Source organism: Chitinophaga sp. RAB17, assembly GCF_052114225.1.
Taxonomy (GTDB): Bacteria; Bacteroidota; Bacteroidia; order Chitinophagales; family Chitinophagaceae; genus Chitinophaga.
In genome coordinates this window covers 223,919-239,050 of sequence record NZ_JBFREI010000002.1, presented here as the reverse complement: position 1 = coordinate 239,050, position 15,132 = coordinate 223,919, and the positions used below count along the sequence as shown (strand labels likewise).

At 44.2% G+C, this 15,132-nt stretch carries 13 protein-coding genes; all 13 read right to left on the bottom strand.

Annotated features, from left to right (window positions below; all coding sequences use genetic code 11):
* Positions 1-47 precede the first annotated feature (47 nt).
* The 13 genes from AB4Z08_RS06915 to AB4Z08_RS06855 all read right to left on the bottom strand — a co-directional run bounded on the left by AB4Z08_RS06915 (position 48) and on the right by AB4Z08_RS06855 (position 15,090).
* Entirely contained in the window at positions 48-719 is a 672-nt protein-coding gene (locus tag AB4Z08_RS06915) for an SCO family protein (protein WP_441572998.1), read from the bottom strand.
* A gap of 75 nt (positions 720-794) precedes the next feature.
* On the bottom strand, positions 795-1,196 hold the full coding sequence (locus AB4Z08_RS06910; protein ID WP_441572997.1) for a cytochrome C oxidase subunit IV family protein: 402 nt from the start codon (positions 1,194-1,196) through the stop codon (positions 795-797).
* Positions 1,197-1,276: 80 nt separating this feature from the next.
* Positions 1,277-1,951 (bottom strand): cytochrome c oxidase subunit 3, encoded by a 675-nt coding sequence (locus AB4Z08_RS06905; protein ID WP_441572996.1) that lies wholly within the window; start codon positions 1,949-1,951, stop codon positions 1,277-1,279.
* Positions 1,952-1,978: 27 nt separating this feature from the next.
* Positions 1,979-2,536: a cytochrome c oxidase subunit 3 gene (locus AB4Z08_RS06900; RefSeq protein WP_441572995.1), complete on the bottom strand. Its 558-nt coding sequence runs from the start codon at positions 2,534-2,536 to the stop codon at positions 1,979-1,981.
* A 25-nt stretch (positions 2,537-2,561) separates the two neighbouring features.
* Positions 2,562-3,437, bottom strand: a complete 876-nt coding sequence (gene cyoE, locus AB4Z08_RS06895) for a heme o synthase (protein WP_441572994.1) — start codon at positions 3,435-3,437, stop codon at positions 2,562-2,564.
* Between the two features lie 148 nt (positions 3,438-3,585).
* On the bottom strand, positions 3,586-5,397 hold the full coding sequence (locus tag AB4Z08_RS06890) for a cytochrome c oxidase subunit I (protein WP_441572993.1): 1,812 nt from the start codon (positions 5,395-5,397) through the stop codon (positions 3,586-3,588).
* A 112-nt stretch (positions 5,398-5,509) separates the two neighbouring features.
* Complete coding sequence (locus AB4Z08_RS06885) at positions 5,510-6,538, bottom strand: cytochrome c oxidase subunit II (RefSeq protein WP_441572992.1); 1,029 nt, start codon at positions 6,536-6,538, stop codon at positions 5,510-5,512.
* A gap of 62 nt (positions 6,539-6,600) precedes the next feature.
* The gene (locus AB4Z08_RS06880) at positions 6,601-7,806 is read right to left on the bottom strand and encodes a quinol:cytochrome C oxidoreductase (RefSeq protein WP_441572991.1); all 1,206 of its coding nucleotides are present in this window, start codon (positions 7,804-7,806) and stop codon (positions 6,601-6,603) included.
* Between the two features lie 44 nt (positions 7,807-7,850).
* Complete coding sequence (locus AB4Z08_RS06875; RefSeq protein ID WP_441572990.1) at positions 7,851-8,456, bottom strand: c-type cytochrome; 606 nt, start codon at positions 8,454-8,456, stop codon at positions 7,851-7,853.
* Between the two features lie 83 nt (positions 8,457-8,539).
* On the bottom strand, positions 8,540-9,133 hold the full coding sequence (locus AB4Z08_RS06870; RefSeq protein ID WP_441572989.1) for a DUF3341 domain-containing protein: 594 nt from the start codon (positions 9,131-9,133) through the stop codon (positions 8,540-8,542).
* A 48-nt stretch (positions 9,134-9,181) separates the two neighbouring features.
* Complete coding sequence (gene nrfD / locus AB4Z08_RS06865; protein WP_441572988.1) at positions 9,182-10,618, bottom strand: NrfD/PsrC family molybdoenzyme membrane anchor subunit; 1,437 nt, start codon at positions 10,616-10,618, stop codon at positions 9,182-9,184.
* 116 nt (positions 10,619-10,734) lie between these two features.
* Entirely contained in the window at positions 10,735-13,800 is a 3,066-nt protein-coding gene (locus tag AB4Z08_RS06860) for a TAT-variant-translocated molybdopterin oxidoreductase (RefSeq protein WP_441572987.1), read from the bottom strand.
* Positions 13,801-13,869: 69 nt separating this feature from the next.
* Positions 13,870-15,090, bottom strand: coding sequence for a c-type cytochrome (locus AB4Z08_RS06855; RefSeq protein ID WP_441573951.1), 1,221 nt, complete (start codon positions 15,088-15,090; stop codon positions 13,870-13,872).
* Between the last annotated feature and the right edge of the window lie 42 nt (positions 15,091-15,132).

Genomic DNA, 15,132 nt, shown 5'->3' with positions numbered 1-15,132 from the left:
AAGGTGAACACCCTTTCCTTATTCACCCTTTCAAATAAAATTATTTATTACTTTTCTCCGGAGAACAGTTTTTTGAGGAAGGCCCCAAAACCCGGACGATGTCTTTCTTTTGCCAGATGCAATATGGCGATATCGCCTGCGCATCGTTTAATAGCATTGGAATCCAGACCATCGTAGTATCCCCTGATATTTCCATTTTTATCAATCAACACGAGCTTCTCTGTATGTATAAAATCATCCGGACCGCCGTCTCCTTTTGTAACAGAAACAAAAAAATCATTTCTGGCGAGGTCGTAGATTTCTTTTTTACTACCTGTAAGCAACCACCAGTTATCGGGATTGATCTGGTAGTCGTATGCGTATTTACGCAGCTTGTCTACCGTGTCCCTTTCCGGATCCACTGAAAAAGAGAGTATCTGGAGTAAAGAATCATTCTTTACGTAAGCGCTCTGGACCTTTCTCAGATTTTTAGTGAGTGTAGGACAGATACTTGGGCAGGAGGTGAAAAAGAAATCAACCAGTAATACTTTTCCTTCCACGTCTTTCAAACTTACCTGTTGACCCAGTTGGTTAGTAAGTTTGAAGTCCCTGATCTTATGAAAAACAGTATCGTAGGAAACTTTACCATTTTCAGAGATGGTATCTACTCTTTCAGGGATAAAGTAACCTGGCACTGGTACCACATTTTTTCCATAGTGATCTACAATGAGATAACCCAAAAGCGGCACCAATATAGCCAATGATACTCCTAATAAAGCCCTGCGAGTGATGATCCTGACAATTTATAAATGAAATTAATGATGCTTTTCAGCTGGTCCAACCTTTGGTGTTTCTACGGGAGTACCTGGTTTCAGGTCTTTGCGCATATTTTTCCAGGAATCACCTTCATAAAGGAAAGCGATGATGAACCATACGAATAACAACAAAGGAATTAAAACCGTCATGATCAGGTTCTTGATTTCAGAACCTAAGTGCATAAATTCAGCAACGATATAGAAAGCTTTCACCAGGGTAAGACCGATAAATATTGCGTTCAGTAATACTCTTGGAAGGAAACCGTATTCCAGGTGTAAGAACGCCAGACCTACTTCCACCAATGTGATACACAACAGGATCCAGAATGTTCTCCAGATTGATTTAGTAGATGAATCACTATGTGCACTTTCATGCCCTGCCGCAGTATGTGTATGCTCCATTATTCTTTAAATTAAATAATTCGTAAAATTCAGATTCCAAATAATTATAACAAACCTTGTATAATGCTACCTGTTTATGATCACAACAGGTAGAAGCAGGTGAATACGAATACCCAAACCAGGTCTACAAAGTGCCAGTACAGCCCTACTTTTTCCACCATTTCGTAGTGACCTCTCTGTTCGTAAGTACCTTTCAGTACGTTGCCGAGGATCACGATATTCAATACAACACCAGAAGTTACGTGCAAGCCGTGGAAACCGGTGATGGTAAAGAAGAAGTTGGTAAAGTTGGTAGATGCCAGTGTACCATCTACGTTAATGAAAGGGTTACGACCCCACCATGCGCCTTCTGCGTACAGATGTGTCCATTCCCATGCCTGACAGCTCAGGAAGGCAATACCACCAATGATGGTCCAGATCAGCCACTTAGCAACTGCTTTTCTATCTCTCATGTGACCGGCATGTACAGCCAGTACCATGGTTACAGAGCTCATGATCAGAATGAAGGTCATTAAGCTCACAAACATTAACGGCAGATTGGCATGACCCATGCCCGGGAATGATTTGAATACTTCATTCGGATCAGGCCAGGATGTGCTGGAAAACCGGATGGTACCATATGCTATCAACAATGCGCCGAATGTGAACGCATCTGACATCAGGAAGTACCACATCATCAACTTGCCATAGCTCACATTAAAGGGAGAATATCCTCCGGCCCACCATTTTTTCTTCGCTGTAACTGCTGTATCCATTGTTAGTTTTATAAAATTTTACAAAGTTTATCTGGCGATACTTAAAAAAATTAACAGGTAAATCCACAGTATGTCCACGAAATGCCAATAAGTTGCGGCCACTTCAATGGGTACCGGGCTATAGGTTCGTACACGGGTTCTGTAGGCCCTGCCAAACATAATGAGTAATGCTACTACACCACCCAGAACGTGCAGCATGTGCACTCCTACGATTACATAAATAAAAGAAGCGGAAACTGGCCCGTTGAGGGGAAGTCCCATATTTTTCAGCTGAGAAAAACCAATCCATTGGCAGGCTGCAAACACAACACCCAATATAGCAGTGAGTGTAATCAACTGTTTGTAACGCTGCATATTCCTTTCTTTAAACTGCTTTAAAGCCAGGTGAATAGTTAAGCTACTTGTTAAAATTACGGCAGTGGATATCCAGAAAATATGCGGCAATTCAAATGCCAGCCAATTTGCCTGTGATCTTTTAACAATGTAAGCACTCGTGAATCCGATAAACATCATGGTGATGCTACCCATAGCAATCCATAGGGAATATTTATGCGGATGTATTTTCTTACGTTGTTCTAGTGTCATAGTATCCATCACTCCTCTTTTCATTTTATGCTTTGTCCAGTAGCTGAGCCAGCTGAACAATAGTCAGATAAATATAAGATCCGAACATGAGTTTGCGTGCGGCAGGAACATCATTCTTTCTGTACAGGTTAATAGCTCTGTAGAGGAAGAAAATACCCGCAAGAATAGCCACTATTGCAGAGATACTGCCAGTGATTTTCAAGAGGTAAGGTGCAACGCCGGCAGGAATCAGCAACAAGGTGTACATAGCAGCCTGTATGGCTGTGTACTTGTTGGGTTCTCCACTACCAGGCAACATTCTGAAGCCTGCTTTCGCATAGTCTTTATACGCAATCCAGGCAATGGCCCAGAAATGCGGAAACTGCCACAGAAACTGGATAGCAAATAAAGACCAGCCACCTTCTGCCAGGTTATTGGCGCCCGCTGCCCAACCGATCAACGGAGGCATAGCACCAGGAATAGCACCTACCAGTACGGCCAGCGAATTCCATTTTTTCCAGGGTGTGTATACGAAACCATACATCACCAGGGAAACCAGGCTCAGTAAAGCTGATAACCAGTTAAAACAATATCCCATGATAAGGATACCTGCCACCCCGGTTACTACTGCCAGCACAATCGCTTCGCTATCGTTCATCCGCCCTGAAGGCAATGGACGAACAGCGGTACGGGCCATCAGTTTATCTGTATTCTTCTCCCATATCTGGTTAATGGTATTTGCAGATCCGGAAACCAGCAAACCACCGGCAAATAATAAAAGAACTTTTATTAAGTTAAACTCCACTCCAGGTACCAGCAGATAACCCACCACAGACGAAAATACCACCATAAAGGTGAGATTAAACTTCATCAGTTGAGAGTAGTCCTTCGCCTTACTGGCTACTGCATACGATGACGACAATTTTATGGAGTTTTCTTGCAACATTTTATTTCTAGCCACATTCCGGTTTTAAGTCCGGAACAAATTTACAAACATCACAGTGAACAAAATCCCGGGAGGAAGATTTTCCTTTAAAGGGTTTCTTCCTGCCGGAATTCCGAACTATATTTTAGTGCGCTGATTCATTAGGTCCAATTGGCTCAGTCTGCGGAATGAAATCTCTTCCATCTTTGCTATAGTCATAAGCCCAACGGTATACTTCAGGAATTTCACCAGGCCAGTTACCGTGACCAGCATGGATTGGTGTAGTCCATTCCAGGGTAGTTGCGTTCCATGGGTTCAGTGTGGTCATCTTTCTACCTTTGAAAATGCTGTAGAAGAAGTTGAACACGAACAGGAGCTGTACTGCAAATACAAGGATTACCACGATAGTGATGAATTCGTTCAGACCACCAAACTGTTTGAAGGAAGCCCAACCGGATACATCATAGTATCTTCTTGGCATACCCGCCATACCTTCGTAGTGCATAGGCCAGAAGATCAGGTAAGCACCGATCATAGTTACCCAGAAGTGGATGAAACCGATCGTCTGGTTCATGAAACGTCCGTATAATTTAGGGAACCAGTGGTAGATACCGGCAAACATACCGAAGAACGCAGATACACCCATTACAATGTGGAAGTGGGCAATTACGAACATGGTATCATGCAGGTGAATATCGATAGAAGAGTTACCTAACCAGATACCTGTTAAACCACCGGAGATGAAAGTGCTCACAAAACCGATAGAGAACAGGGAAGCAGGTGTAAAGTTGATATTACCCTTCCAGATAGTAGTGATCCAGTTAAATACCTTGATAGCAGATGGTACCGCAATCAATAAGGTTAAGAGTACGAAGAATGCACCCAGGAACGGATTCAGACCTGTAACGAACATATGGTGCGCCCAAACCAGGAAGGCCAGGATACAGATAGCGAACAGGGAACCGATCATTGCCAGGTAACCGAAGATAGGTTTGCGTGCGCTTACCGCTAATACTTCAGATACCATACCCATTGCAGGGAGGATAATGATATATACTTCAGGGTGACCTAAGAACCAGAATAAATGTTGATAGAGAATAGCACTACCACCTTCATTTGCCAATGCTTTACCAGCGATAAAGATATCGGACAGGTAGAAGCTGGTACCAGCGTGACGATCCATCAGCAGCAGGATGAAACCTGACAGCAATACAGGGAAAGACAGTACACCTAATACAGCAGTAAAGAAGAATGACCAGATAGTCAAAGGCATTTTGGTCATCGCCATACCTTTGGTACGCATATTCAGCAGTGTAGAGATGTAGTTCAAACCACCGAGCAGCTGAGAAACAACAAACAGTGCCATACTGGTTAACCATAAATCCACCCCTACTTTAGAACCGATAGAAGCATCACCTAAAGCACTCAGTGGCGGATACATCGTCCAACCTCCGGAAGCAGGACCTGTTTGAACAAACAGGGATGCCATCATTACCATACTAGCCAGGAAGAAGAACCAATAGCTCAGACAGTTCATGAAAGGAGAGGCCATGTCACGCGCACCTACCTGCAAAGGAATCAGCAGGTTAGAGAAGGTACCGCTCAAACCGGCAGTCAATACAAAGAATACAAGGATGGTACCGTGCATTGTTACCAATGCATAATATGCTTCCGCTGAAATGCGGCCACCTTTAGCCCAATGACCCAGGATGCTTTCCAGCCAGGGGAAAGTAGCATCGGGAAAACCAAGTTGCAAACGGAACAGAACAGAGAAGAAGGCACCAATGATAGCCCAAACGATACCAGTAATCAGGAATTGTTTGGCGATCATTTTATGATCCATGCTGAACACATATTTCGAAATGAAACTGTCTTCATGATGGTGCTCATGATCATGATGATCATGCGCTCCGTGCATTACCTCCTGTTGACTGTGCAATGTTGCTTCGTTACTCATAATCGGTTCGGTTTATTATAAACTAACGCCCGGGAAGTATCGTCGTTTGTCAGTTTGTCTTTATTGTTTTTAATTGTACTCCGTCAAAAATTCTTCTACACAAAATTACAGCTTACTTGTTAGCTGCTACTACTTTTTGTGTGCTGTCTGCTGCTGCAGGAGCGGCAGGCTGATGTGTCAAATCGTACGTAGATTTTTGTTTAGCAACCCAGGCGTCGTATTCAGCCTGTGTTTCTACAACTATTACGCCTCTCATGGAGTAGTGACCGCTACCACACATCTGATCACAGGAAATTTCGAATGTGAAATCCGGGTTACCGGTTTTTTCCTGCATTTGTTTGGTGGTAAATTTAGGTGTAAACCAGAGTGTAGTAGGGATACCTGGCACCGCATCCATTTTCAGGCGGAAGTGCGATAAACCTACGTCATGGATAACGTCACGGGAACCGATCACAAATTTAACCGGTTTACCTACTACCAGGTGGAGTTCGGTAGGCATAAAATCATCCTTATTCAGCGGATCATTCCAGTCCAGACCTAATTCGTTACCTGCAGATGGATCGATATTTTTGAAGTCGCGGCGACCCAGCTGCCCATCTTTACCGGGATAGCGGAAGATCCAGTTAAACTGTTTACCGATTACTTCTACTACCTGTGCATCTTTTGGAGCATCTGAAGTCAGTTGGAACCAATGTTTCAGACCGAAAGCTACCAGTACGGTTAATGCGATCGCTGGAATAACAGTCCAGATAACTTCCAGTTTATTATTATGCGGAAAGTAAAATGCTTTACGGCCTTCTTTTTCCTGGTATTTAAATGCAAACCAGAACAGCGCGATCTGGGTAAGAACGAACACCACACCAGTGATGGCGAGTGTTACGTAGATGAGGGTATCAACGCCTTCTCCCTGTTCTGAAGCAGATTCGCCCAGGATTTTGCCTTTCAGCAAATCGTTACAGTAGTACACTCCTATAAGCCCCAGCACCAGGAATGCAATCAGCAGGAAACCATTTATACGGTTACTTTGCTCGCGCGCTTTCTTTTCTCCCTTCAATATGGACACATATTCGCTCGCCTTCGCAATCTGGAAGATGACTATGAATATGAGAACAACAACTAAGACTGCTAAAAATCCTGACATTGCTATATGAAATAATTAAGTTATCTAATGCTTTTCTATTGCCTAATCTCCTTGATCACCTATTAGGTGTGATGAATGATACTTTCTTTCAGGTAAGGATGATTTTTTGGAACCAATGAAGCTTTGGTAAGCTGATTGGATACCAGGAAAATGATCAGTCCCACGAAACCAAGTCCAAGTCCGAATTCATACCAGGGGAATACCAGGTGTTTAACAGTGCCTGGATAAACCATCTGCCAGAAATCCAGCCAGTGACCGAAGATGATCACGATAGCGATGAATACAACGGCAGTATAATTACGTTTGGTGTCCCTTTTCATCAGGAACAGTAACGGCGTTACAAAGTTGATCAGGAGGTTCAGGAAGAAAATTGGTCTCCACTGGCCCCAAACACGTGGCTGGAAGTATTCAGTTTCTTCCGGCATGTTGGCGTACCAGATCAGCATATACTGAGAGAACCAGAGGTAAGTCCAGAAGATACTGAATGCAAACATGAATTTACCTAAGTCATGCAGGTGCTCTTCTGTTACATATGTGAGATAACCATGTTTCTTGAGATATACAACGAACAGTGCTATCAGGGACAGACCGGATACCCAGGTGCTGGCAAAAGTGTACCAGCTATACATGGTAGAGAACCAATGTGCATCGATACTCATTAACCATACCCATGGAGTGGTAGAACCAACGCTGAGGGTGAAAACTACCAGGAAGCCACCGCATACAACAGTATTTCTCCAGAGTAATTTACGGCCTGTTTCAGGACGCAGATCCCATCCATCTTCTTCGATAGACATTTTACGGAGCTTCAGGGTAAAGAATATCCAGAGGCCCAGTGTAAGAATGGTAGCTACAGTGAAAAATCCTTTGTTCAGGAAAGCAGATTTCCAGGTAAGGATTTTATCTTCTGCCACATGGTGAGCATTCACCCAGTGGTAGATATCTTCTTTTCCTCCGAATACGAGGATCATTACGATCACAAATAAGATGGCAGCTAATACTGGTACTGCCATTGAAATAGCTTCAGGTACACGGCGAAAAGCGATCTGCCAGCCACCATGTGCCAGGGTAGTAGCAGCTATAAAGAAGGTGCTCGCCAATGTAATCAGCAAAAAGAAGCTGCTGTTTTGCAACAGACCGGCCCAAAACCGTGTGGCGTTCTCACCTTGAAACGCAATTAATCCGATCAATAACGTCAGCAAGCCCACGCCCATTAACACGAAGCTGGTCTTTTTTAATCTTGCCGGTACTACAAATTGGTCTTTCATTACTGTATATTAAAATACTTGATTGAAATTCAGTTTTAACTCATTTATTTAGCTGCAATTGCGCTACTATCTTTAGCAGGAGCTTCAGACGGGGCGGCAGCACCTGGCTGTTTGCTCTTGATATAGGCAGCAATCTTCCAGCGCTGTTCTCTGTCGAGCTGGCTGGCGTAGCTACCCATCATGTTATAACCATAGGTCATCACGTGAAACAGGCGGCCTTCCGTGTAACCGGATTTTGCACCGGCAACCAGGTTAGCAGGAGCGGCAGGATAAGGTCCATCACCACCTTTGTACAAAGGACCATTACCATCTAAAGCTGTACCATGGCAGATACCGCAGTAGATATTAAATAAACGTTCGCCTTCTTTAAGATCAGTTGGCGTGATAGTTAATGGATTTTTCACCAGATTAGCCAGTGCCGTATCTGATTCTTTCAGATGGTATGGCAAAAGTTCACCTCTTTTTACTGTTCCTTCCACTGGCTTCAGGCCTGACAAACGAGCACTATAAAACTCATACGCACGGGATTCATACATGTCTGGCATATAAATCCTGCCGGGCTTTCTGTTATGCTCCCCTCTGTTACAGGCTGCCAGGAAAGCTCCAGTTGCCAATGCGGCTACAATCAATATGTTGGAAGTCCTTTTCATCAGAAATTATTTATCTAGCTTTCATTAGTTCTTGCTTGCTCAAATCCTAATGTCGCAACGGTATGTTTTAGCTGTTAGTATAATTAAGCGTTTGCGGTCTGAATCTTACGGAGATAAGGCTCATCGTCCTTATCATACCTTCCGAACCACCATCCTGCTTCAGCCTTTTGCTCATTGATATCCTTTGCACCTGCAGCGGCGAGGAAGCTTTTCACTTCTTCTGCATTCGTTTTTTCTGTCAGTTCTATCACCATTACAAACTTATCATCTGTTTGTCTTGGATGGAAGATGTGTTTTTTCACACCTGGCATCAGTTGACAGAGGTAACAGAAAGTCATCACCATACCTACTGCCGCAAATAATACGGTCAACTCAAAAGTGATGGGAATAAAAGCAGGCAACGGGAAATGTGGTTTACCACCAATGTTCAGCGGCCAGTCTACGTTAAATACCCAACTCATGAAGGATAATGCGGTAGTAGTACCAGTGATACCATATATGAAACCGGCTGTGTGCAGACTGGTTTCTCTTAAACCCATTGCATGATCGAGGCCGTGAATAGGAAAAGGAGTATATACATCGTGCAATTTGTAACCTGCAGTGCGTACTTTCTTTACTGCCGGAAACAACACTGCCTCATCGTCAAACAAGCCTACAACAAATTTTTTAACAGCCATATATTTAAAAATTCAAATTCCAGGTAATTAGTTCTCTTAATTCGTCTATTAGTGAGCGTGAGCTACATCGTGTGCAAATTTCTCAGCGCTCTCTTCTTCGTAAACTTCCATTTTCTCTTTGTAGTTCTCACCGGAAGTCTTCAGGATAGCCTTGATCTCAGCTACTGCGATTACCGGGAAGTATTTAGCAAACAGGAAGAAGCAGGTAAAGAACAGACCGAAAGTACCCATGTAGAAACCTACTTCAGGCCAGGATGGACGATAGTAAGCCCAGCTGGATGGCAGGTAATCGCGGTACAGTGAAGTACAGATGATTACGAAACGCTCGAACCACATACCGATGTTCACAATGATTGACATCACGAAAGTCACGGCAACATTTCTTCTCATTTTACGGAACCAGAACACCTGTGGAGTGATTACGTTACAGGTCATCATGATCCAGTAAGACCAACCTAACGGACCAGCTGCACGATATTTAAAGAAGGTATCGAATTCGTAAGGGTTAGCACCGTACCATGCCATGAATAACTCAGTCAGGTAAGCGCAACCTACTACGGAACCGGTTAATACAATTACCTTGTTCATGGCTTCCATGTGTCCAAGGGTGATGTATTCTTCCAGGTGTAATATTTTACGTGTAATGATCAGCAGTGTTTGTACCATCGCAAATCCGGAGAAGATCGCACCCGCTACGAAGTAGGGAGGGAAGATGGTAGTATGCCAACCAGGAATTACAGAAGTCGCAAAGTCAAAAGATACAATGGTGTGTACAGACAGTACCAGTGGTGTAGATAAACCTGCCAATACCAGTGACAGTGCTTCATGACGTTGCCAGTGTTTGGTAGAACCGGTCCAGCCGAATGCTGCTACACCATATAATAACTTGCGTAATTTAGTTTTAGCTCTGTCACGAACCGTAGCGAAATCCGGTAATAAACCTGAGTACCAGAATAACAGTGATACGGTAAAGTAAGTAGAGATCGCAAATACGTCCCAGAGGAGCGGAGAGTTAAAGTTAACCCATACCGGGCCGCGGGTGTTTGGGTAAGGCAGGATGAAGAATGCCATCCATACACGACCCATGTGAATGATCGGGAACTGACCGGCGCACATTACCGCGAAGATAGTCATCGCTTCTGCTGCACGGTTTACCCCTGTACGCCAGCCCTGGCGGAACAGGAGGAGGATAGCGGAAATCAGCGTACCGGCGTGACCAATACCTACCCACCATACGAAGTTGGTAATATCCCAACCCCAACCGATGGTTTTATTCAGATTCCATACTCCGACACCGAAATAGATCTGCCAGAACACTGAAAATGCGCCGAAGCCCAACAGTGTCAGGGATATAAAAAAGCCTACATACCACAGTGTTCCAGGCTTCCCTTCAATGGGACTAATGATATCTTCCGTTACCTGGTGATAATCCTTAACCCCGTCTACTAAAGGTTCTCTCAGTGTGGATTCGTATTTTAAATGCATATTCTATAAGCTTTTAGCTGCTAGCTTCTAGCTACTAGCCCTTGTCTTTTGTTATGATCTCAGATTCTGTAACTTCTTTCTGTCTTTATCTCCTAACGATTTCCTGTTAAGATCTATTACGCGTGATGCGCTTCTTCCTTATGAGCAGGTTCTTTTTCTGCTTTAGGAGCGGCATCCTTGTTTCTGATCTTAGCCAGGTAGCTGATAGAAGGCAGTACGTGTGTTTCTTCCAACACATAGTATAACCTGTCTGTCTGCATTTCGTTGCGGATCTTATAGATTTCGCTGTTTTTGTCGTTGATGTTACCAAATACGATGGCATCAGCACCACAAGCTTGCTGGCAGGCGGTTTTAGCAGCTCCATCTTTCAATGGGTGACCTGCTTTCTTCGCATCCAGTTTAGCTTCCTGCAGACGTTGTACGCAGAAGGAACATTTTTCCATCACACCACGGCTACGAACCACTACATCAGGGTTCAGTACCATACGGGTGAGGTTATCGTTCATATCAGCTACATCGTACAGGTTATTTTCAAAGCTGTCAGCACCATTCCAGTCTCTCCAGTTCAGGCGACGTACTTTATAAGGACAGTTATTAGCGCAGTAACGGGTACCGATACAACGGTTATAAGCCATCTGGTTAATACCTTCAGAACTGTGGTTGGTAGCACCTACAGGACAAACGTTTTCGCAAGGAGCGTTATCACAATGCTGACACAGCATTGGTTGGAACACTACTTCCGGATTGTTTTCATCACCGCTGAAGTAACGATCGATACGGATCCAGTGCATTTCATGCGCTTTCACCACTTCGTCTTTACCTACAACAGAAACGTTGTTTTCTGCCTGGCAGGCAATCGTACATGCACCACAACCGAAACAGGTGTTCAGATCGATAGACATGCCCCATTTGATACCAGGGTAGCTGTAGTTAGGATACAGGGTAGCATCCTTACGGAAGTCAGGACCAAATTTCTTCAGTTCCAGTCGGTCTTCGTTTACCTCTTTAGGGTTGTGGATAAACTCTTCCAGAGTAGTTTCCTTAACGATAGGACGACCTTCGTAGCTATTATGTGTTTGTGTTAAGCCAATTGCATATTTAGCACCGGTCGCTTCAACAGTTGCATCTGTAGTGAAGTAGTCGAAAGTCTGACCGTTGTAGCTCACCAGCGGATAAGCATTTTTACCGATACCGGCTGCTGCTCTTCCTACGTTTGCACCACGACCGTAACCTACTGCGATAGCGATTACTTCAGGGTGAATACCAGGAACGATCAGGAGTGGTAATTCGAGTTCTTTACCGTTGGTTTTAATTTTCAGTACTTTCTTTTCAGCGTTGATTTCGTAATCATCACCTAATTGAGTAGAGAAAGTTTTTGCCAGTGTGTTGGATACACAAGCGTAGTTATCCCAGGTAGCGCGGGTGATAGGATCCGGCATTTCCTGTAACCATGGGTTATTAGCCAGTTTACCGTTACCGATCGCTACTTTTTCGTAGAGAACCAGTTCCAGTTTACCGCCTTTCTTAGCACTGTTGATTTTGCCTGCAGCACCAGCAACGTCGCCGGCGAAGGAAGCACCACCTAAAGCAGGAGCAGTAGCTGGTTCAACAACACCATCCTGTAATGCTTTATCCCATCCTTCCTGTCCACCCAGTTTGGTGATCCACTCATTTTTCAGGTAGTCCGCCCAGGTAGCTGTGTTACCAGACCAGGTAAGGAAAGTATCCTGAATAGCGCGTGTTTTGAACAGTGGGAGGATAGTAGGCTGTGCAAAGCTGTAGTAGCCTGTTCTACCTTCTGCATCATTCCAGCTTTCGAGGAAGTGATGATCCGGAGCAACATATTTACACAGTTCAGTGGTTTCATCGTTTCTTTCGTTGAAGGAAACGGCTACTTTCACTTTCTTCAGTCCATCTGCAAATTTGGAAGCTTCGAAGTAGTCATATGCCGGGTTAGCGCCATAAACCAATACAGCACCAATACTTCCTGAGTTCATATCGCTTACCAGTTTCGCCATATCGCTATCACTACCCTGACGGTAGTTGGAAGGAGAAGCAAAATCGATGGTAGTACCGTTAGCGCCAACAATGTTATTGATAGCGTTTACGATGGTTTGTACATTCACATCATTGGAACCACTTACTACCAGTGCTTTACCGGTATTAGCTTTCAGTGCTTCCGCTGCTTTTTTGATACCATCTGCTACGCGTTTGTCAGCAATAGCAGGAGCAGTTACGCTACCACCTACGGCTGCCAGCAGTGCCAGTGCGATTGCACCAGTTTCAGAAGGCTTGTGTGTATATCTTTCATCCGCATTTGCACCGGTCAGACTCATATTGCTTTCGAAATGGAAGTGTTTGGACATTTCCGGTTTCTTGGCATCGATCTTACGTGTTTGTGCAAACTGGCGGGAGTATTCAACCGGGTTTAACCAGGTTCCGATGAAATCGGCGGCCAGACTTACAATCACTTTGGCATTTTCAAAGTGGTAAGAAGGGATCACTCTTTTTCCGTAGGAAGCTTCGTTTGCCTGCAGCATACCAGCGTAAGAAACCGCATCGTATACTACATGACGTGAGTTAGGATATTTGCCCAGGAACTCGCCGATTACTTTTTTGGTAGAAGGGCTGAGTAAAGTGGAACTTAATAAAACAACAGGAGCACCGCCTAATCCGGCCAGTGCTGCACCTACTTGTTTATCCAGTTCTGCCCAGGTTGTTTCCGTACCACCGATAGATGGGAAACGGAGACGGGCAGTATCATACAGGCTCAGTACAGCGCCCTGTACTTTGGCAGAGGTAGCGCCCTGTGTGATAGATGATAAAGTATTCCCTTCCATTTTGATGGGGCGACCTTCGCGGGTTTTCACCACAACTGGTACATATTCACCATCAATGGAATAAGAAGAAGCATAATAATTGGCTACGCCCGGGGTAATTTCTTCCGGCTTGTTTACATACGGAATAGCTTTCTTAACCGGTGTCTCACAGCTGGCAGCGATAGCGGCAGCAGCGGTGGTAAAACCAAGATATTTAAGAAAATCCCTGCGGGGGGTAGTAGCATTCAACAGGCCTTCACTCTCGAACGGCAGTTCTTCACTGAATTCGTTCTTCACAATTTCCTGATGCGCATCGGTATTGTGCAACTCCTCCAAGCCTTTCCAATACTTTTTTTGCTCCATGTTATATTAACGAGTTACGTTTATAAATTTGATATCTTCTGATCTGAGAGAAATCTCTCTAAATCCATCCTAGTAGTGACATTTTTGACATTCAGTACCACCTACCATTTCAACTGTTACGCTATCGATCTTCTTATCTTTAATATCCTGATGAAGCTTTTCGAAGATGCTGTAATAGTTGTTGTCAGCGAACTGCACTTTCGTAGTACGGTGACAGTTGATGCACCATCCCATAGAGAGATCAGCAAACTGGTGTACTTCGTCCATTTCTGTAATGGCACCGTGGCAGGTTTGACATTGTTGCTGACCGGCCACCACGTGTTGAGAGTGGTTAAAGTAAACGTGGTCAGGCAGGTTATGGATTTTAGTCCATTCGATAGGTCTGCCTGGCTTGGTATATTTACCAGCTTCAGGATCCCATCCTACATAATCGTATAATTTTGCAATTTCGGCAGTACCATTCACCTTCTTACCTTCTGCAGTTGTCAGCTCAGGACCGGAGTATTCCTTAATGGCCTTGTGACAGTTCATACAGATATTTTCAGAAGGAATCATAGCATGCTTACTTTTTTCAGCACCGGCGTGGCAGTACAGGCAGTTGATCTGGTTGATACCCGCATGCACTTTATGGCTGTAGAAGATCGGTTGTTCCGGCATGTAGTCTTTTTGACGACCCAGGCCTACCGCTCCCTGAATAGTTAAGTAGCCACCTACCATGAAGAGCACGAGGATAATGAGTGCCAGGTAAGCTTTGTTTTTGTAGAAAGGAACAGGATCCGGTGTTGGTACACCTTCTTTATCACCAGCCAGCTTATTCAGATTGCTGTTGATCTGCATCAGGATCAGCGCTACTACAGCGAGAATCAGGGTAATGATACCAAACAGTAAACTGTTGTCATTGCCTTTATCAGGAGCACCTTCTGGTTGATCAACAACTTTAGGTCCCTGAGGTTTGCCCCCTTCAACTTTCACATACTCAAGAATGTCATCAATCTCATCATTGGATAATGATGGGAAAGATGTCATCGCTGTCTTGTTGTACTCATTGAAGAGATCATTTGCATATTTGTCCCCTGTAGCCAGTACAGAAGCAGAGTTATGGATCCACTGGTGCAATAATTTCTTATCGGGCCAGCGATCGGCAACTCCCGCTAATGCAGGACCTGTCAGCTTCTTATGGACATTATGGCATGAAGCGCAGTTTGTTTGGAATAATGCTTTACCCTTCGCAGAATCCGCAGCCTTAACTGAAGAAAACGGAATTACTATACTAGCGCATAGAATAAGCACACTCACAAAATGCTTGCGCAAAAGAATGGAAACACGACGATA